This is a genomic window from Micromonospora sp. RV43 (assembly GCF_001029515.1).
GTDB lineage: Bacteria > Actinomycetota > Actinomycetes > Mycobacteriales > Micromonosporaceae > Micromonospora > Micromonospora aurantiaca.
On record NZ_LEKG01000046.1, the window covers coordinates 1 to 18,579 of the forward strand.

General features: G+C 72.6%; 18 protein-coding genes. 11 read left to right on the forward strand and 7 right to left on the reverse strand.

Annotated features, from left to right (window positions below; all coding sequences use genetic code 11):
* Window positions 1-582: 582 nt before the first annotated feature.
* Window positions 583-933, forward strand: a complete 351-nt coding sequence (locus tag ABD52_RS13835; protein WP_152748241.1) for a hypothetical protein — start codon at window positions 583-585, stop codon at window positions 931-933.
* A 112-nt stretch (window positions 934-1,045) separates the two neighbouring features.
* Here ABD52_RS13835 and ABD52_RS13840 read toward each other — a convergent pair whose 3' ends face one another.
* The 3 genes from ABD52_RS13840 to ABD52_RS13850 are packed head-to-tail and all read right to left on the reverse strand — an operon-like array spanning window position 1,046 to window position 5,901.
* A complete protein-coding gene (locus ABD52_RS13840; RefSeq protein ID WP_047892083.1) occupies window positions 1,046-2,272 on the reverse strand; it encodes a hypothetical protein in 1,227 nt (408 codons plus the stop codon).
* 52 nt (window positions 2,273-2,324) lie between these two features.
* A complete protein-coding gene (locus ABD52_RS13845) occupies window positions 2,325-4,028 on the reverse strand; it encodes a GTPase (RefSeq protein ID WP_047892084.1) in 1,704 nt (567 codons plus the stop codon).
* A 55-nt stretch (window positions 4,029-4,083) separates the two neighbouring features.
* Entirely contained in the window at window positions 4,084-5,901 is a 1,818-nt protein-coding gene (locus ABD52_RS13850; RefSeq protein WP_047892085.1) for an ABC transporter, read from the reverse strand.
* Between the two features lie 210 nt (window positions 5,902-6,111).
* On the opposite strand from ABD52_RS13850, the gene dnaK reads away from it, so the two are divergent.
* The 5 genes from dnaK (at window position 6,112) to ABD52_RS13875 (ending at window position 10,876) form a co-directional block, all read left to right on the forward strand.
* On the forward strand, window positions 6,112-7,974 hold the full coding sequence (gene dnaK, locus ABD52_RS13855) for a molecular chaperone DnaK (RefSeq protein WP_013473404.1): 1,863 nt from the start codon (window positions 6,112-6,114) through the stop codon (window positions 7,972-7,974).
* A 48-nt stretch (window positions 7,975-8,022) separates the two neighbouring features.
* Complete coding sequence (grpE, locus tag ABD52_RS13860; RefSeq protein WP_013283365.1) at window positions 8,023-8,760, forward strand: nucleotide exchange factor GrpE; 738 nt, start codon at window positions 8,023-8,025, stop codon at window positions 8,758-8,760.
* Window positions 8,761-8,839: 79 nt separating this feature from the next.
* Window positions 8,840-10,027 carry a molecular chaperone DnaJ gene (gene dnaJ / locus ABD52_RS13865; protein ID WP_047892086.1) on the forward strand — a complete coding sequence of 396 codons (1,188 nt, stop codon included), beginning with the start codon at window positions 8,840-8,842 and terminating at the stop codon, window positions 10,025-10,027.
* Between the two features lie 24 nt (window positions 10,028-10,051).
* Entirely contained in the window at window positions 10,052-10,492 is a 441-nt protein-coding gene (locus ABD52_RS13870; RefSeq protein WP_013283367.1) for a heat shock protein transcriptional repressor HspR, read from the forward strand.
* Between the two features lie 177 nt (window positions 10,493-10,669).
* Complete coding sequence (locus tag ABD52_RS13875) at window positions 10,670-10,876, forward strand: hypothetical protein (protein ID WP_013283368.1); 207 nt, start codon at window positions 10,670-10,672, stop codon at window positions 10,874-10,876.
* Window positions 10,877-11,104: 228 nt separating this feature from the next.
* On the opposite strand, the gene ABD52_RS13880 is transcribed toward ABD52_RS13875, so the two are convergent.
* The 4 genes from ABD52_RS13880 to ABD52_RS13895 all read right to left on the reverse strand — a co-directional run bounded on the left by ABD52_RS13880 (window position 11,105) and on the right by ABD52_RS13895 (window position 13,721).
* Complete coding sequence (locus ABD52_RS13880; protein WP_013473407.1) at window positions 11,105-11,533, reverse strand: hypothetical protein; 429 nt, start codon at window positions 11,531-11,533, stop codon at window positions 11,105-11,107.
* Window positions 11,534-11,697: 164 nt separating this feature from the next.
* Window positions 11,698-12,915, reverse strand: coding sequence for a cation:proton antiporter (locus ABD52_RS13885; RefSeq protein WP_013283370.1), 1,218 nt, complete (start codon window positions 12,913-12,915; stop codon window positions 11,698-11,700).
* A gap of 5 nt (window positions 12,916-12,920) precedes the next feature.
* Window positions 12,921-13,421: a cation:proton antiporter regulatory subunit gene (locus ABD52_RS13890; RefSeq protein ID WP_047892103.1), complete on the reverse strand. Its 501-nt coding sequence runs from the start codon at window positions 13,419-13,421 to the stop codon at window positions 12,921-12,923.
* Between the two features lie 81 nt (window positions 13,422-13,502).
* Window positions 13,503-13,721: a winged helix-turn-helix domain-containing protein gene (locus ABD52_RS13895; RefSeq protein WP_013283372.1), complete on the reverse strand. Its 219-nt coding sequence runs from the start codon at window positions 13,719-13,721 to the stop codon at window positions 13,503-13,505.
* Window positions 13,722-13,925: 204 nt separating this feature from the next.
* On the opposite strand from ABD52_RS13895, the gene ABD52_RS13900 reads away from it, so the two are divergent.
* From ABD52_RS13900 to ABD52_RS13920, 5 genes are all read left to right on the forward strand, one after another.
* The gene (locus ABD52_RS13900; protein ID WP_030269721.1) at window positions 13,926-14,243 is read left to right on the forward strand and encodes a DivIVA domain-containing protein; all 318 of its coding nucleotides are present in this window, start codon (window positions 13,926-13,928) and stop codon (window positions 14,241-14,243) included.
* Entirely contained in the window at window positions 14,240-14,494 is a 255-nt protein-coding gene (locus tag ABD52_RS13905; protein ID WP_047892087.1) for a hypothetical protein, read from the forward strand. Before ABD52_RS13900 ends, ABD52_RS13905 begins: the two co-directional genes overlap by 4 nt.
* Before the next feature lie 159 nt (window positions 14,495-14,653).
* On the forward strand, window positions 14,654-17,245 hold the full coding sequence (gene clpB, locus ABD52_RS13910; RefSeq protein WP_047892088.1) for an ATP-dependent chaperone ClpB: 2,592 nt from the start codon (window positions 14,654-14,656) through the stop codon (window positions 17,243-17,245).
* Window positions 17,246-17,478: 233 nt separating this feature from the next.
* Window positions 17,479-17,859: a hypothetical protein gene (locus ABD52_RS13915; RefSeq protein WP_030269723.1), complete on the forward strand. Its 381-nt coding sequence runs from the start codon at window positions 17,479-17,481 to the stop codon at window positions 17,857-17,859.
* Window positions 17,860-17,940: 81 nt separating this feature from the next.
* Window positions 17,941-18,579: a DUF4178 domain-containing protein gene (locus tag ABD52_RS13920; RefSeq protein ID WP_047892089.1), complete on the forward strand. Its 639-nt coding sequence runs from the start codon at window positions 17,941-17,943 to the stop codon at window positions 18,577-18,579.

Sequence of the window (18,579 nt, forward strand, 5' to 3'; positions counted from 1 at the left end):
GTGAGGGCACCGGCGACGGGCGCGCCGGTCCGGCCCACCCCGGTCCGCCCGCCGCGCCCGTCGCCGGTGCCCTCACCGTCGCCGTCGCACTCGCCGTCGGACCCGGCCACGCCGACGCCCGAGCCGAGCCCGAGCCCCGAGCCGTCGGTCACGACCGCCGAGCCGACACCCTCGGCAGGTTCGTCCGACCCGTCCAGCCCATCGGATCCGTCCGGTCCCGCCGACCCGTCCGGTCCCGCCGACCCGTCCGGTCCCGCCGACCCGTCCGGTCCCGCCGACCCGTCCGGTCCCGCCGACCCGTCCGGTCCCGCCGATCCGTCCGGTCCCGCCGACCCGTCCGGTCCTGCCGATCCGTCGGGTTCCGCCGGGCCGTCCGCCACGTCTGTTCCGTCCGGCCCGGCCAGCCCGTCGGTCTCCCACACCTCATGATCCACACCACTCCGGCGTGGTGGTGCAGTCCCGACCGGCCCGATGCAGCCACCTCGCCGAGATGGTGTGGATCAACGGTGTCCGGGTTCGTGCCCCTCGTGTCGAGCGGTGCGGTCGGGGGACGTCTGGCCACATGATCGACACCATGACGGCGTGGTGGTGCAGTCCCGACCGGCCCGATGCAGCCACCTCGCCGAGCTGGTGTGGATCAAGGAGGTCCGTGCCATGCCCCACTCGTGTCGGGCCGGGGTGGTCAGGACATGGCAGGCGCATGATCGATACCACTACGGCGTGGTGGTGTGGTTCCGGCCGGCCCAATGCCGCCATTTCGCCGAGGTGGTGTGGATCAACGAGATCCCGGGTTCATTTCCCTGGTGTTGGGCGGGGTGGTCTGGAGGGTGCAGGCTGCATGATCGACACCATTACGGCGTGGTGGTGTGGTTCCGGTCGGCGCGATGCAGCCACCTCGCCGAGATGGTGTGGATCACCGAGGGGGCGAGGTGATCGGGGTCGGTCTTGCATGATCGGCACCAGCTCGGCGTGGTGGTGTGGTTCTGGCCGGTCGGATGCCGCCACCTCGACGAGGTGGTGCCGGATCAATGCGGGGTGCGAGTGCCTAGGCCGGGTCGTCGGTGAGACGGTGGCGGTTCGCCTCGATCCAGGCGTTCAGCGCCTCCGGGTCGTCCGGGTCCACCCCGTCCGCCATGAGCTGGGCCACCGCCGCGGTGGCCGGGCTGCGCCGCTCGCCGGTGCTGTAGAGCCGCGCGAACTCCGGGACCATCTCGGTGATCGCCTCGTCCGTCCGGGCGGCGGCCGACTGTGACAGCCCACGCTGCCGGGCCGCGTACGCCGCCCAGGCGCGCAGCACCCGGGGCAGCATCGCCGCGTCGTCCATGTCCAGCACGGCCCGGCGGTGCACCCAGTCGAGCAGGAACAGCTCCGCGACCATCGGGCTCCACCGCATCGGGTCGGCATCCGGGAAGCTGGCCGCGTGGTCGAGCAGCAGGCCGAGGCAGAAGTGCAGCGAGGCCAGCTCGCCGTCGGCCACCTCGGGCAGCCCGAACCGGGCCGCCTCGGGTGAGTCGAGGAACGCGCGCACCAGGCGGGTGCGCTCCTCGTCGGTGGGCGGCGGCACGACCGCCGGACCGGCCGGCGGGGTCGGCCCCGGGAGTACGGCCAGCCGGGCGCCCACGAGCGCCCGGTCGGTGGCGAGCGAGCCCTGTGCGGGCAGCTCGGCGAGGTCGTCGGTGACCGCCAGGTGGCGGCTCACCTCGGCGTGCATCCGGGCCGGGTCCTCGGTGCGGAACCAGGTGAACTCGTCCTCGGTGCAGATCTCCCGGGCCTGCTCCACGATCCGTCCGGCCGGGCCGCCGACGAAGACGTCCTTGGTGATGCCGATGTTGTGGTCGACGAGGGCAACCAGGGCGTGCTCCGGGCCGCCTTCCTCCTCGTCGTCGTACGCGAACGTGGCGAGGTAGGAGGTCTGGTCGCCGTACACGTCGCCGTAGGCCCAGGCGCCGGTGACGCGCACCCGGCCGAGCTGGCCGGCCCACGACGGGGCGTACGCGCCGGGCCGGACCCGGGCGGCGCCCTCGGCGTCGGGCACCAGGGCGGCGAAGACGGCCCGCAGGGTGGTCGCGGCGGCGCTGCGGCGCCGGGACGTGGCGGCGAGGAAGCCGCTGACGAACTCGCGGACGGCCCGCTCCCGGTCGTGCTCCGCGACGGCGTAGACGCTGCCCAGCAACGCCGCGCCGAGCATCTCCGCGTCCAGGGCCGAGTCGAGCCTCGTCACGTCGCGCGCGGCGTGCAGCACCGCGTCGTAGGGGGTCTGTGGCGTGGCCATGCATCGACCCTACGCCGCACCGGCCGCCCCCACACCGGTCAGCACGCCGGGTTCAGCGCCGTCCCGCCTCGCGCAGCGCGTCCCGGGCCGTGCCGTAGCGCGCCAGCACCGCCCAGACCGGGTCCAGCACGTACTTCTCCCCGACGCTGCCCACCGAGGTGAGCAGGCGCTCCTCCGCCCGCCGCCGGGCCCGCCGGGCGGCCCACCCCACCACCGGCCGGGTGACCGCCGCGACGAGCAGCCCGGCCAGCAGGCCGCCGAGCAGCAGGACCGTGGGCCAGGGCACCACACCGAGCGTCGGGTGTTCGAGCGGCGGCAGGCCGAGCAGGCGCACCGCGTACCCGAGGAGCAGCCAGACCAGGCCGGCCAGCGCGGCGAGGGTGACCAGCCACTGGAGCACGCCCACCACCCGCCACCAGCCGGGCCGCCGGTCCATGCCCAGGTCGGTCGCGGCGACCGCGTGGTCGAGCGCGCCCGGCAGGTCGGCCTGCCGGGCCCGGGCCGCGGCGGTCACCGCGGTCGGCCACGGCGCCGGCAGACCGCTACCGGACCGCTCGGCCACCGCGCGGATCGCCAGCGTCAGCGCCGAGCGCTGCGCGGCTGTCGGATCGGGTACGGAGGTGGCCGCGACCAGGCTCTCCGCGGGCGCGTCCGGATCCCGCCCGGGCAGGTGCAGCCGGCGCAGCGGATCCGGCCGCAGCTTGCGCCAGCTCCGCAGCAGCGGCCAGCCGGTGTTGCTCACCGCCCGATGCCGGTACGCGCCCTCGACCGCCGCCGCCACGGTCGGCACCCCGGCCGCCCCGGCCAGTGCCCGGGTCAGCTCCTGCGCCGAGGCGTCACCGGGCCGGGTGCGCGGCGGCTCCGGCCCCACGAGCGGTTCGAGATCGGCCACCACGGCGTCCACGTCGCCGGAGAGCCGGCGCAAGGCGGCCTGCCGTTCGGCGACCGTACGCTCCAGCTCGGTCCGCAGCCCTTCCAGCCCGTTCGGGTCCACCGCGACGGTGGGCAGCAGCGGCACCCCGCCGAGCCCGTCGGCGTCGAGCAGCCGGCGCAGGTCGTCGAGGACCTTCGGCAGCTCGGTCGGGTGCAGCCGGTCGGCCTGGTTGAGCACCACGACCGTGACGTCCTTGTGCCTGTGGAACTCGCGCAGGTAGCTGGTGTGGATCACGCGGTCGGCGTACTTCTGCGGGTCGACCACCCAGACCACGAGGTCGACGAGGCCGAGCAGGCGGTCGACCTCCAGCCGGTGGCCGTGCTGCACCGAGTCGAAGTCGGGCAGGTCGAGCAGGACGAGGCCGTGCAGGTTCGACTCGTCGTCGGCGTCCAGCGGGCTCTCCCGGACGAACCGGTGCCGGGGCAGCACCCCGACCCAGTCGAGCAGCCGGACCGCGCCGTCGAGCGGGCCCCACACGCAGGCGTGCGCCACACCGGTGGTCGGCCGGCGTACGCCCACCGGCGACAGGTCGAGCCGCGCCAGCGAGTTGAACAGGCTCGACTTGCCGCTGCCGGTCGCGCCGGCGAGCGCGACCACCGTGTGGCGGCCGGAGAGCGCGAGCCGGTCACCGGCGCGCTCGACCACCGTGTGCGCGGCGACGAGCTGGGCGTCGGGCACGTGGCCGTCCACCGCGCCGAGGAACCGCTGGATCGCGGTCAGCCGTTCGATCAGGGTGTCCGGGTCGACCCGCGGCTCGCCCCGCATCGCCTCGCGCATCCGTCCCACGATGTTGCCCACGGTGCCGTCCTTGCTCGCGCTCACGGTGCGTTCCTTGCTCGCGACTGCGGGGCTCGCAGGACCGGCTCACTCCTCGCGCTCACGGGCGACCGTCCTGCTCGGGGGCCGGGAACAGGCCGCTGCGGTGCCGGGCCCGCTCGACCTCGACGGCGGCCCAGCGAAGCGCCGCACCGGCGTTGGCTGCGGGGCGCTCGGCCTCGGTGCGGCTCAGGTAGCGCCCGGCCTCCTCGGCCAGCAGCTTGCCGACCCGGTCGAGCAGGTCGACCCGGGCCTTGCGGGCCAGGTTTCGTACCGCCTGGTCACCGAAGATCGCCTGGAGCACGGTCTGCCCGGCGACCGCCGTGCCGGTGCCCGCGGCGACCTCCAGCCCGGTCGGGATGAACGCGGTGGAGGCGAACACGCCGATCATGACGGCGAGGCCGGTGGCGTTCACCGCGTACGCGGCCGTACGGGCCACGAACCGCCGGTCGCCGCCCTCGACCCGGACCAGCTCCAGCACGCCGCGCTGCCAGTCGCGGACCAGCTGCTCGGCCCGCTCGGGCAGGTCGGCCGAGGGGTGGGCCAGGTCCGGCTCCAGCAGCGCCGCGCCCGCCGGGTGCGCCTTCCAGCCGGTGTACGCGTTCTCCGCCGCCTCGGCGGCCACCCCGCGCAGCAGCGTGACGAGCTGGGACTCGATCGCGGTACGCAGTTCAGCGGCGGGAGCGGGCCGCCCGGTGACCGCCGCGACCACCCGGTCGCGCAGGCGCCCGATGCGGGCCTCCAGCCCGCGGAAGAAGTCGCCGGTGCCGATGAACTCCTGCCAGCGGGCCAGCACCTCGCCGCGCAGCAGCCGGCCGTCCCTGAGCCCCTGGTCGACGCTCCGCTCCGCGCTCCGGTACGCGGCCTGGACCCGCTCGTCCAGCGCGTCGGCGGCGGTGACCTGCTCGTCGGCGGCCTCGGCCAGCCCTTCGACGACCGGGTGCACCGCGGCCAGCGCGCCGTCGAGTGTCTGCCGGACCACCGCGGCGCGGGCCTCGGCGTCGGCGGCGAGCCGGGCGAACCAGTCGCTCAGCGGCGCGGTGATCCGGTCCGGCAGCAGTCCCTGCCCGTCCACCCAGGTCTCCGGCAGCACGAACAGCGGCGAGGCGCCCAGCTCCTGCTCGGCGAGCATCTCGGACAGGTGGGCGGCGACCTCGTCGGCTGCCTCCGGGGGCACCCGGTCGAGCACCATCGCCACGGCGGTGCCCCGGGCGCGGGCGCTGCGGAGCAGTTCCCAGGGGACGGCGTCGGCGTACCGGGCGGCGGTGGTGACGAACAGCCAGAGGTCGGCGGCGGCGAGCAGCTGACCGGCGAGCGCCCGGTTGGCGTCGACCACCGAGTCGATGTCGGGCGCGTCGAGGAAGGCCAGGCCGGGCGGCAGCGCCGGCGCGGTGACCAGGTGCAGGGTGCCCGGCTGCTCGCTGGGCTCGGTGGTCCGGGTCAGACCGGGCAGCAGCTCACCCTGCCGGAACCAGGCCGCGTCGGTCGGGCTGCACACCAGCACCGGGGAGCGGGTGGTGGGGCGGAGCACGCCCGTCGCGCTGACCCGCGCCTGGACCAGGCTGTTGACGAGCGTCGACTTGCCGGCGCCGGTGGAACCGCCGACGACCACCAGGAGCGGGGCGTCGAGCCGGGCCAGCCGGGGCAGCAGGTAGTCGTCGAGCTGGTCGGTGAGGCTCGTTGCGGCGTGCCGGGCCGGCTCGGCCGAGGGCAGGGCGAGCGGGAAGCGGGCCGCACCGATCGCCGCGCGCAGGCCGGTGAGCGCGGCGGGCAGGCCGTCGGCGGCGTGAGCAGGCTGGTCGTCGCCCGTGGTGGCTCCGGTGCGGGCTGCGACGGCGGGCGCGCCGGCACGGGTGGCGGAATCGCCATGCGTCGTCACCGCTAAAGCGTGCCCGACCGACGCAAGGTAAGACAACCGGACAGTAGTAACGGTCGGGTTGCGCCGGGTCGGCTCAACCCCGACTTGCGGATTGGCGATCGCGTGGCACTATTGAGTCAAGTTCACTCAACTTGTGGTGCGGTCGCTTCCGGGCGACCCGCCGGGCAGGCCGTCTGACCTGCTCACCCGTTATGAAGCGAGGAAGCGAACATGGCACGTGCGGTCGGCATCGACCTCGGCACGACGAACTCCTGCGTCAGCGTTCTCGAGGGCGGTGAGCCCACCGTCATCGCCAACGCCGAGGGCTCGCGTACGACTCCCTCGATCGTCGCGTTCGCCCGCAACGGCGAGGTGCTCGTCGGTGAGGTCGCCAAGCGCCAGGCGGTGACCAACCCCGACCGGACCATCCGGTCGGTCAAGCGTGAGATCGGCACCAACTGGACCGTCGACATCGACGGCAAGAAGTACACCCCGCAGGAGATCTCGGCGCGCACGCTGATGAAGCTCAAGCGGGACGCCGAGGCGTACCTGGGCGAGCAGATCACCGACGCGGTGATCACCGTCCCGGCCTACTTCAACGACGGGCAGCGCCAGGCCACCAAGGAGGCCGGTGAGATCGCCGGCTTCAACGTGCTGCGGATCGTGAACGAGCCGACCGCGGCGGCCCTGGCGTACGGCCTGGACAAGGGCTCCAAGGAGCAGACCGTCCTGGTCTTCGACCTCGGTGGCGGCACCTTCGACGTGTCCCTGCTGGAGCTGGCCGAGGGCGTGGTGGAGGTCAAGTCCACCAGCGGTGACAACCAGCTCGGTGGTGACGACTGGGACCAGCGCATCATCGACCACCTGGTGAAGACGTTCCGCGGCGAGCACGGCATCGACCTCTCGCAGGACAAGATGGCCATGCAGCGGCTCAAGGAGGCCGCCGAGAAGGCCAAGATCGAGCTGTCCGCCGCGACCACCAGCAACATCAACCTGCCGTACATCACCGCCGGCTCGGCCGGCCCGCTGCACCTGGACGTGACGCTCAGCCGCGCCGAGTTCCAGCGCATGACGCAGGACCTGCTGGACCGCTGCAAGGGCCCGTTCGAGCAGGCCGTCAAGGACGCCGGCATCAAGATCTCCGACGTCGACCACGTCATCCTGGTCGGCGGCTCGACCCGCATGCCGGCCGTGACCGACCTGGTCAAGCAGCTCACCGGCCGCGACCCGAACAAGGGCGTCAACCCGGACGAGGTCGTCGCCGTCGGCGCCGCGCTCCAGGCCGGTGTGCTCAAGGGCGAGGTCAAGGACGTCCTGCTGCTCGACGTGACCCCGCTGAGCCTGGGCATCGAGACCAAGGGCGGCATCTTCACCAAGCTCATCGAGCGCAACACCACCATCCCGACCAAGCGCTCCGAGGTGTTCACCACGGCCGACGACAACCAGCCGTCGGTGCTGATCCAGGTGTTCCAGGGCGAGCGGGACATCGCCGCCTACAACAAGAAGCTCGGCACCTTCGAGCTGACCGGTCTCCCGCCGGCCCCGCGCGGCGTGCCGCAGATCGAGGTCACGTTCGACATCGACGCCAACGGCATCGTGAACGTGCACGCCAAGGACCTGGGCACCGGCAAGGAGCAGAAGATGACGATCACCGGCGGCTCCTCGCTGCCGAAGGACGACATCGAGCGGATGCGCCGGGACGCCGAGGAGCACGCCGACGAGGACAAGCGCCGCCGTGAGGAGGCCGAGACCCGCAACGTGGCCGAGGCGCTCCAGTGGCAGACCGAGAAGTTCCTCGCCGAGAGCGGCGACAAGCTGCCCGGCGAGAACCGTGACCAGCTCAACGAGGCGCTCGGCGAGCTGCGCAGCGCCCTCGGCGGGCAGGACATCGAGAAGATCAAGTCCGCGCACGAGAAGCTGGCGCAGGTCTCCCAGCAGGCGGGCTCGCTGCTCTACGCCCAGCAGCAGGAGGGCGAGCAGACCGCACCGGGTGCGGCCGGGCCGGGTGCCGGCGCGGGTGCGGCCGGTGGCCCGAAGGCCGGTGGCGACGACGACGTGGTCGACGCGGAGATCGTGGACGAGGACAAGAAGTGACATCCGGTCCCGGACACGATTCGCACGGCAGAGGGATGAGGTAACCGCATGACGGACAAGCCACGAGCGGCCGGCCCGGGTGCCACCGGGTCGGCGCCGGGCGCCGGCAAGGACACCGGCGACGAACCTCGGGTCGTCATCCGCGACAAGCGCAAGCTCGGCAAGGTGACCGAGCAGCCGGCGAACGACGCTTCGGCGGCCGACGCGGCCGCCGACGCGCCCGCCGAAGGGCTGGTCGAGGAGGCCGAGGTCGTGGTCGACGAGATCGGCGGCGAGGCCGAGGTCAGCGGTCCGACCGTGGTCGACTCGCCCGCCGAGCCGAACGGCGGGACCGGCCCGGACGCGCCGCTCGGCGCCGAGCTGGAGTCGCTCCGCACCGACCTGGAGGAGCGCACCCGCGACCTCCAGCGGGTGACCGCGGAGTACGCCAACTACCGCAAGCGGGTCGACCGGGACCGCAACCTGGTTCAGGAGCAGGCCACCGGGGCGGTGCTCACCGCGCTGCTGCCGATCCTCGACGACCTGGACCGGGCCCGTGAGCACGGCGACCTGGTGGGACCGTTCGGCAGCGTGGCCGAGCAGCTCACCGGCGCGCTCGCGAAGTTCGGCCTGACCGCGTTCGGTGAGACGGGTGACCCGTTCGACCCGACCCGGCACGAGGCGGTGGCGCACCAGACCTCCGCCGACGTGACGGAGCCGACCTGCGTCCAGGTCATGCGCCGTGGTTACCAGCTCGGCGAGCGGCTGCTGCGGCCCGCCATGGTCGCGGTCGCGGACCCGGAGTAGTGCCGACCCGTGACGTCCCGCCCGCCCGCACCGGGCGGGCGGGACGACCGGGGTTCGACCCGTGGAAGGGGGTGGACCGGTGAGTTCCAAGGACTGGATCGAGAAGGACTACTACGCCGCGTTGGGCGTGGACAAGTCCGCCTCCTCGGACGAGATCAAGAAGGCGTACCGCAAGTTGGCCCGGGAGTCGCACCCGGACCACAACCCCGGCGACACCGGCGCCGAGGAGCGGTTCAAGACCGTCTCCGAGGCGTACGCGGTGCTCGGTGACGAGAAGAAGCGCCGCGAGTACGACGAGATGCGCTCGCTGTTCGGCTCCGGCGCCTTCCGGCGCAGCGCCCGCGGTGCGGGCCAGCCGGGCGGCATGCCGTTCGACGTCTCCGACCTGTTCGGCGGCGGCGCCGGGGGTGGGGACAGCCGGTTCAGCGGCGGCGGCTTCACCGACCTGTTCAGCTCGATCTTCTCCGGCGGTGCAGGTGGCGGCGGTCCGGCACGTCCGCGCGGCCCGGCCCGCGGCCGGGACGTCGAGACCGAGGTGGCGCTCGACTTCGAAGACGCGGTACGCGGCGTCACGCTGCCGCTGACGCTGCGCGCGCCCGGCGTCTGCGACACCTGCCACGGCAACGGCGCGAAGCCCGGCACCCAGCCGGTGACCTGCCCGGTCTGCCACGGTGCCGGCGTGACCACCCGCAACCAGGGTTCGTTCAGTTTCTCCGAGCCGTGCCGCAACTGCCAGGGTGTCGGCACGATCGTCGAGGAGAAGTGCCCGGAGTGCCACGGCACCGGCGGGGTCACCAAGACCCGCACGCTGCACGTCCGCTTCCCCGCCGGGGTGTCGGACGGGCAGCGGATCCGCCTGGCCGGCCGAGGTGAGCCCGGCGAGCGGGGCGGTCCGGCGGGCGACCTGTTCGTGCAGGTGAAGGTCCGCCCGGACGAGCTGTTCGGGCGCACCGGGGACGACCTGACCCTGAACGTCCCGATCACGTACGCCGAGGCGGTTCTCGGCACGGACCTGCGCGTGCCGACCCTGGACGGGACGGTGACCCTGCGGGTGCCACCGGGTACGCCCAGCGGGCGGGTGCTGCGCGCCCGCGGCAAGGGCGTCGTACGCAAGGACGGCCGCGCCGGTGACCTGCTGGTCACGCTCGACGTGGTGGTTCCGGCGAAGGTCTCGGACGAGGCGCGGGCGGCGCTGGAGACCTTCGCGGCGCAGACTCCGCCCGCCGCGCGGGAACATCTCGACGCGCGGGTACGTCGATTCAGTTGACGGCGGCACCGGAGGTGAGCGGGCATGTCGGAGGAGTACGTCGGCTCGGGTGACCAGGCATACGAGGCCAAGGTCTTGATGATCTCGGTGGCCGCGCGGATGGCGGGGATGCACCCCCAGACGCTGCGCCAGTACGACCGGCTGGGCCTGGTGCAGGCCGGCCGGGCGTCCGGCGGCGGTCGCCGGTACAGCGTCCGGGACGTGGTGCTGCTCCGCGAGGTGCAGCGGCTCAGCCAGGACGACGGGATCAACCTGGCCGGGGTCAAGCGGATCATCGGGTTGGAGCGGCTGCTCGAAGAGGCGCAGCAGCGGGTGGCCCGGCTGGAGGCGGAACTGGACGCCGCGTACCGGCGGATCGCCGAGCTGGAGTCGCTCGGCGGCTTCCCCCGCGGCGACCTCGTGCCCACCAACCGCACATCCACCGCGCTCGTCGTCTGGCGTCCGCGCCGCGCTCCCGACCGCTGATTCCGTACCTGAAGGCCGGCGCGCCCCGCTCCCCCGGGGCCGCGCCGGCCTTCGTCGTTCCCCGGTCGGTTCGCGGGCCGGGTCAGGGGAAAGCGGGGTACGGCAGAGCGGGGTCAACTAGGCTTTTCCGTAGGGGGCAAAAGCCCCAAAGCGGATTCCGGGCTGGCGGGGGGAGTCATGACGGAACCGGCGAAGAAGGTGGCCGAGCGCGCGGAGGAACGGCTGGAGAAGGTGGCCGAGAACGTGCGCGAGCGGTTCGACCGGGTCACCGAGGGACGCTTCAGCGACAAGGTCAAGGAAGGGCGCTTCGCCGACCAGACGGACCACGGCGTGGACCGGGCGCGGGACGACGAGCGGCGCAAGAAGCAGGGCGGGTCGACCTAGACGATCCGCCGACGTGCGGGCCGGGATCCACGGGGGATCCCGGCCCGTTCGTGTTCTGCAGGGCCGGCCGGGATGCTGGGCTGCTCCGGGCGGGCACCACCCACCCGCCCTCGCGGTCGATCATGAAGTTGGCGGCGACAAACCGGACACCAAATACCGCCAAGTTCATGATCGACCAGGCCGTCGGGTCGACGTGGCCAGCGAGGTCGACGTGGGCGGGTCGAGTCGTCAGAGGCGGCGGTTCTCGCGGACCAGGCCGCCCTCGCACCAGTCGCGGTAGACGAAGAGATCCGGCCGGGCGAGCAGCACCCGGCTGTTGTGCGCCCAGTTGCGCATCAGGTCGTCGCCGGACTTCTCGGCCTGCTCGACCAGCTTGCGGAACCGGCGCTTGGGGTGGGCGCGGAAGTTCGTCCGGATGCCGTCGGCGGCGTAGATGTAGAGGCAGTGCAGCGTGAACCGCCGCGCCGGGCAGCCCTGATCCATGGCCAGATCGAACAGCGTCTGCACCAGATGGTCACCGGCGACCAGCAGATCCCAGTCCGGCGGCATCGAGGTCAGCGGCACCGAATCCGGTTGATAGGCCCACGCCCGAAGCTCGGCGGGCGAGGGATCGACCGGGTTGGCGAAGCCGCGGAACGTCTCTTCCTGCACGCTCACCGGCCGACCTTCCGCTTGCGCTGGCGGGGGCGCAGGCCACCCGCGGACCCTGGCTGCTGGGCCGAAACGTTAACGCGGTTGGACGGAGCAGGGGTAGACCTTCCCGGGATCAATTTGACAACGCCGGGCCGGATCTGCCCTGCGGCTGATCCGGCCCGGCCCGATCAGTCGCCGGTGCCCAGGGGCAGCGGCGCGGGCGGCCGTGCGGCGGCGGCGCGGGTGCGCAGCCACTGCTTGAACCACGGGCTGTCCGGCAGGCGGGCGAGCAGCGGCCCGGTCACCACCGTGATCAACACGTACGCGGTGGCGAGCGCGGCGAGCTTCGGCTCCACCGGGTAGACGGCCGCGACGGCCAGCCCGGCGATGACGATGGAGAACTCGCCGCGCGGGGTCAGCGCCAGGCCGGCCCGCCAGCGTCCGGGCTCGGCGATCCCGGCCCGGCGGGCGGCCAGGTAGCCGGTGGCCACCTTCGTCGCCATGGTCACCACTGCGAGCAGCAGCGCGGGCAGCAGCACCGGCGGCATGTCCAACGGGTTGGTGACCAGCCCGAAGAACACGAAGAAGACCGCGGCGAACAGATCACGCAGCGGGGAGAGCAGCTCGGTGGCGTGGTGCGCCACCGGCCCGGACAGCGCGATGCCCACCAGGAACGCGCCGACCGCCGCCGACACCTGGAGCTTGGCCGCGACACCGGCGACCAGCAGGGTCAGGCCGAGCACGCCGAGCAGCAGCGCCTCCGGATCCTTGGCGGAGAGCGCGGCGGAGATCAGGTGGCCGTACCGGATCGCCACGGCCAGCACGACGACCACTGTGAACACCGCGACGGCGAGCGCGATGCCGCCCTTCATCAGGCCGACCCCGGCGAGCAGCGCGGTGACCAGCGGCAGGTAGAGGGCCATCGCCAGGTCCTCGATCACCAGGACGGAGAGGATCACCGGGGTCTCCCGGTTACCGACCCGGCCCAGGTCGCCGAGCACCTTCGCGATCACGCCGGACGACGACACCCAGGTCACGCCCGCGAGCACCACCGCCGCCACCCAGCCCCAGCCGAGCAGGAGCGCGAAGGCGAACCCGGGCAGCGCGTTGAACACCGCGTCGATCAGGCCGGCCGGCGCGGCGGACCGGAGGTTGCCCACCAGCTCGTTCGCGCTGTACTCCAGGCCGAGCATGACCAGCAGCAGGATCACGCCGATCTCGGCGCCGACCGCGAAGAACTCCTCGCTGGCGTTGAGCGGCAGCAGACCACCGTGCCCGAACGCCAGGCCGGCGAGCAGGTACAGGGGGATGGGCGACACGCCGAAGCGACGGCTCAGCCGGCCGAGCAGGCCGAGCAGGAGCAGCAGCGCACCGACTTCGATGAGCAGGATTGTGGTTTCGTGCATACGCGTCAGCCGTCCGGATCGGTCTCGGCGAGGATCGCGGTCACGCCGTCGAGCCCCTGACGGGTACCGACCACGACGACCACATCGCCGGCTTCGAACCGGAAGGTGGGATCGGGCGAGACGTTCACGGCGCCCTGACGCAGCACGGCCACGATCGACGCGCTGGTCCGGGTGCGTGCCTTGGTGTCCGCGAGCCGCCTGCCGACGTACTTCGACCCCGCCGGGATGGCGATCTGCTCGGTCAGCAGCCCGGCGGCCTGCTCGCGCAGACCGGAGAGCTGACCCAGCATCAGCGACGCGCCGAGGATGTCGGCGAGCGCCTCCGCCTCGTCGTCGGTCAGGGGTATGTCATGTTGGCAGGAGTCGGGATCGTCCGGGTCGTATAGGACCAGGTCGCGGCGGCCATTGCGGTGGGAGACCACGCCGAGCCGGCGGCCGGACTCCGTCATCAGATCATGACGTACGCCGATCCCGGGCAGGGCGGTCTGTTCGACACGTACTCGCACGCCGGTGAGGCTACCGCTGCCACGCACGCACCGCGTCCGGGGCCGAACTGCAGACTGCACAATGCGGCTCGGGCGGCTCGTCTAGGTCCGTTCGGCCACGAACACGCCGACACCTTCGAGCGTCTCGGTGAGGCCGGTCGCGCGCAGGATCATCATCGCCTTGCCGACGACCGTGTCGGAGACGCCGTATTCCTTGCACAGTTGGGCGCGGCTCGGCAGCTTGGTGCCGGGTGGCCACTCTCCCGAATCGATCTTGCTCTTCAGTTCGTCTGCGAGCACTTGGTACTGCTGCTTGGGCATACACACTCCCCGGATGGCATGCCCATTCGACCATGCACCCACCTCCAACCTCAAGCAATTGTGGGTGGATCGTTGACCTACGACTGGTACCGATTGTAGGTTGCTGACGAACGCTCCCGGATGGCACCTGGAGCTTCCAGGGTCGGGGCGGGCATCCCCCGTGGCTCGTCCCGACCCCCGTCCTCGGCGAGAAGGGACAGTGTCGTGCGCAACATCCTGCGAATACGTCCGAAGCGGCGGAACGCGCGTCCGCCCGACTCCGCGCCGGGCGGCGCCTACCGCTCCGCGTCGTACCTTCCGCTCCGGCCCTGGCAGGTGCGGGGCCACAGTTTCAGGACGTGCCGGCGAGGGCTGGACCCGGCCGAGGTCGCCGCGTTCCTCGACCGCGTCGCCGGGGACCTCGCCGCCGCGTACGCCGAAGTCGCACGTAGCCGGGACGAGACGGCGCGGATCAAGGGCGCGTTGCGCGAGTGGCAGTCCCGTCAGGCTCCCTCGATGCGCGACCTGGCCGGGCGGCCGTGACCGGGCGGTACGTGATCCATCTGCCGGTGCGCGCGGCGGACCTGGCCTGGGCGAAGATGCTCGGTCGCACGGCCGGCCGGTCGTTGGCGTTCCTCGCGGTGGTGGAGCTGGGCGGGATCACCGTGTCGACGGAGCACGACCAGTCCGTACGCCATTGGGTGTTCTGCGACCGCAAGCTGGACGGCGGCCGGCGTTGCGTGCTGCGCGCCGACCACGAGACTCCCTGCCTCGCGCGTCTCCCGCGTCGCTGAGATCTTGGTACGAAGCGGCCCCTCCAAGGGCCTTTTCGTACCAAGATCTCTCCGGCCGGACCGGAGGACGGTGACTCAGGTCACAGGGGTGGAGTTGAGCGGAATAGACTCAACTCTGGTTGTGTCATGTCCAGTGGACACGCCGATCCGGGGGAGCCCATGAACACGGAACGTCTCACCACCAAGAGCCGCGAAGCCATCACCGGTGCCGTCGCGCTGGCGAACCAGCGCGGTCACGCCACCGTGGAGCCCTGGCACCTGCTGCTGTCACTGCTGGACACCGAAGGCTCGACCGCCGCGGGCCTGCTGCGCGCCGTCGGGGCCGACCCCGCCGAGCTGCGCCGCGTCGCCCAGCGCTCGGTCGACGCGCTGCCGGCCGCACGCGGGTCGAGCATCGCCGAGCCGACCCTGGCCCGCGAGTTCGTCAACGCCATCGGCGCCGCCGAGCAGATCGCGCGGCCGCTGGGCGACGAGTACACCTCCACCGAGCACCTGCTGGCCGGGCTGGCCCGGGTCGGCGGCGCGGTCTCGGTCGCGCTGAAGAACTCCGGCGCCACGGAGGAGAACCTGGTCGCCGCGTTCCCGACCGTCCGGGGCGGGGACCGCCGGGTGACCACCGCCGACCCGGAGCAGACCTACCAGGCCCTGGCCAAGTACGGCGTGGACCTCACCGCCAGCGCCCGCGACGGCAAGATCGACCCGGTGATCGGCCGGGACTCGGAGATCCGCCGGGTGATCCAGGTGCTGTCCCGGCGTACGAAGAACAACCCGGTGCTGATCGGCGAGCCGGGCGTCGGCAAGACCGCGATCGTGGAGGGCCTGGCCCAGCGGATCGTGGCCGGCGACGTGCCGGAGTCGCTGCGGGACAAGAAGCTCGTCTCGCTCGACCTCGGCGCGATGGTCGCCGGTGCGTCCTACCGCGGTCAGTTCGAGGAGCGGCTGAAGTCCGTTCTGGAGGAGATCAAGAACTCCGACGGCCAGGTCATCACGTTCCTGGACGAGCTGCACACCGTGGTCGGCGCCGGCAAGGGCGAGGGCTCGATGGACGCCGGCAACATGCTCAAGCCGATGCTGGCGCGCGGCGAGCTGCGGATGGTCGGCGCGACCACGCTCGACGAGTACCGCGAGCACATCGAGAAGGACCCGGCCCTGGAGCGCCGCTTCCAGCCGGTGCTGGTCGGCGAGCCGACCATCGAGGACACCATCGGCATCCTGCGCGGGCTCAAGGAGCGCTACGAGGTGCACCACGGCGTACGGATCACCGACGCCGCGCTCGTCGCTGCCGCCGCGCTCTCCGACCGGTACATCACCGACCGGTTCCTGCCGGACAAGGCGATCGACCTGGTGGACGAGTCCGCGTCCCGGCTGCGCATGGAGATCGACTCGCGCCCGGTCGAGGTGGACGAGATCGAGCGGGCGGTACGCCGGCTGGAGATCGAGGAGATGGCGCTCGCAAAGGAGCCGGACGCCGCGTCCGCCGAGCGCCTGGAGCGGCTGCGCAAGGAGCTGGCCGACAAGCGCGAGCAGCTCACCGCGCTGTCCGAGCGCTGGCAGACCGAGAAGAGCCACATCACCAAGCTCTCCACCGCCAAGGAGGAGCTGGAGCGCCTCGGCGGCGAGGCCGAGCGGGCCGAGCGCGACGGCGAGCTGGAACGCGCCGCCGAGCTGCGGTACGGCCGGATCCCCGCACTGCGGACCGAGCTGAAGCAGGCCGAGGAGGAGCTGGCCCGGCTCCAGGCCGACGGCGCGATGCTCAAGGAGGAGGTCGGCGCGGACGACATCGCCGCCGTGGTCGCCTCCTGGACCGGCATCCCCGCCGGGCGGCTGCTCGAAGGCGAGACCGCCAAGCTGCTCCGGATGGAGGAAACGCTGCGCGGCCGCGTGGTCGGCCAGGCCGAGGCGGTGGGCGCGGTCTCCGACGCGGTACGCCGCGCCCGGGCCGGCGTCGCCGACCCGGACCGCCCGACCGGCAGCTTCCTGTTCCTCGGCCCGACCGGCGTCGGCAAGACCGAGCTCGCAAAGGCGCTCGCCGAGTTCCTCTTCGACGACGAGCGGGCCATGGTCCGCATCGACATGAGCGAGTACGGCGAGAAGCACTCGGTGGCCCGCCTGGTCGGCGCCCCGCCCGGGTACGTCGGCTACGAGGAGGGCGGCCAGCTCACCGAGGCGGTACGCCGCCGGCCGTACTCGGTGATCCTGCTGGACGAGGTGGAGAAGGCCCACCCGGACGTCTTCGACGTGCTGCTCCAGGTGCTCGACGACGGCCGGCTCACCGACGGTCAGGGCCGTACCGTGGACTTCCGCAACGCGATCCTGATCCTCACCTCGAACCTCGGTTCGTCGGTGATCAGCGACCTGACGCTCACCGAGAACGAGCGCCGGGAGGGTGTGCTCGCGGTGGTCCGGTCGCACTTCAAGCCGGAGTTCCTCAACCGGCTCGACGACATCGTGGTGTTCGCCGCGCTCCAGGGCGAGGACCTGCGGTCGATCGTGGACATCCAGCTCGACCGCATGCGCCGCCGGCTGGCCGACCGCCGGCTGGGCCTGGAGATCACCGACGCGGCCCGCACGTGGCTGGCCGAGCACGGGTACGACCCGATCTACGGTGCCCGCCCGCTGCGCCGGCTGGTGCAGTCGGCGATCGGCGACCAGCTCGCGAAGGCGCTGCTGGCCGGTGACATCCGCGACGGCGACACGGTCCGCGTCGACCTGTCCGACTCCAAGGAGTCCCTGGCGGTCACCGCCGCCTGACCCGCACCACCCCCGCGAAGGCCCGGCCGTCCCGGCCGGGCCTTCGCCGTCCCCGGCCGTGCCGGCCCGCGTGCCGTGGGTGCTGTGCGCCGTGGGTGCTGCGTGCCGTGGGTGCTGTGCGCCGTGGTGTTAACAAGGGGCCCTTCCTCTACCGGAGGCGTTAAAAGGGGGCCCTTCCTTTCACGCGAACGGAGTGAGCGTGAGGGGTTGGTGGGGTGGGCACATAGTGGGGCATGAGCGGGAGCTGGGAACGGGAACTGGACGCGGCCGCGCGGGAACTCGACCGCGCGGACACCCTCGCCTTCGGCGGGGTGGGACTGGCGGGGCAGATCCTGCCCGCGACCGAGGCGTACCGGACGCTGGAACAGGGGCTGCGGGAGCACCCGGAGGCGGCCCGCAAGCGGGTCGACAGGTTGCTCCGCAAGGGTTCGCCGGCCGGCCGGGCGTACGCGGCGACGCTGCTGGAGGCGGTCGACCCGGCCGCCGGGCGGGACGCCTGGGCCCGGCTGCGCGGCGACGACGGCGAGTTCACCACGTTCTCCGGCTGCCTCATGGGCCGCGCCACGCTGGGCGAATACGCCGCCGACCGGCTCGCCGCCGCCGACAGTAGCTGAGCACACACTCAGCGAACAGGACTTCAGCAGGCGTGCGTGCGGTTGTTACCGTTCCCGCCGAGCACGTTGGGGGAGGCGGTCGTGAACGGTTCGTTGGCGTGGGTGCTGGCCACGCTGGGATGTCTGGTCGGGGTGGCCGGAGTGGTGATCGCGGTGATCGCGTGGCGGAAGTCCCAGTCCGCGTCCCGCCCGAAGACGAAGGCGGCGCCGGGTGACCCGTTCCGGGACCGGGACGCGGACGCCCTGCGCGGCGACCCGCGCGCGCTCAAGCCCGGCGACATCGTCGAGATCCGCACGGTGCCGTACACGGTCCGTGGCTCGGTGCACCTGGTCGAGGGCGGCTGGAGCTGGGCGGAGCACCTACTCGACGATGCGGGCGGCGTGAAGCGCTGGCTCTCCGTCGAGGCCGACCCGGACCTGGAGATGGTGCTCTGGACCAGCGAGCCGGGGGCCACCGTGACGCCCGGCGCCCCGACGCTGGAGATCGCCGGCCGTCGCTACAACTGGGACGAGTCGGGCCAGGCCCGGTACACGGCCACCGAGGGCACCGGCCTCGACCCGAACGGCACCATGCGCTACTACGACTACCAGGCGCCCGGCGGCGCACGGCTGTCGTTCGAGGCGTACGGCGAGGCCGGCTGGGAGGTCAACCTCGGCGAGGAGCTGCGCCGCGCCGAGGTGATGATCTACCCGCAGGGTGGCCCGGACACGGTGCGCTGA

Excerpts from the sequence above, each read along its gene's own strand:
- ABD52_RS13840 (WP_047892083.1), bottom strand. The coding sequence starts at position 2,272 with ATGGCCACGCCACAGACCCCCTACGACGCGGTGCTGCACGCCGCGCGC.
- dnaK (WP_013473404.1), top strand. The coding sequence starts at position 6,112 with ATGGCACGTGCGGTCGGCATCGACCTCGGCACGACGAACTCCTGCGTC.
- grpE (WP_013283365.1), top strand. The coding sequence starts at position 8,023 with ATGACGGACAAGCCACGAGCGGCCGGCCCGGGTGCCACCGGGTCGGCG.
- ABD52_RS13870 (WP_013283367.1), top strand. The coding sequence starts at position 10,052 with ATGTCGGAGGAGTACGTCGGCTCGGGTGACCAGGCATACGAGGCCAAG.
- ABD52_RS13875 (WP_013283368.1), top strand. The coding sequence starts at position 10,670 with ATGACGGAACCGGCGAAGAAGGTGGCCGAGCGCGCGGAGGAACGGCTG.
- ABD52_RS13885 (WP_013283370.1), bottom strand. The coding sequence starts at position 12,915 with ATGCACGAAACCACAATCCTGCTCATCGAAGTCGGTGCGCTGCTGCTC.
- ABD52_RS13895 (WP_013283372.1), bottom strand. The coding sequence starts at position 13,721 with ATGCCCAAGCAGCAGTACCAAGTGCTCGCAGACGAACTGAAGAGCAAG.
- clpB (WP_047892088.1), top strand. The coding sequence starts at position 14,654 with ATGAACACGGAACGTCTCACCACCAAGAGCCGCGAAGCCATCACCGGT.
- ABD52_RS13915 (WP_030269723.1), top strand. The coding sequence starts at position 17,479 with ATGAGCGGGAGCTGGGAACGGGAACTGGACGCGGCCGCGCGGGAACTC.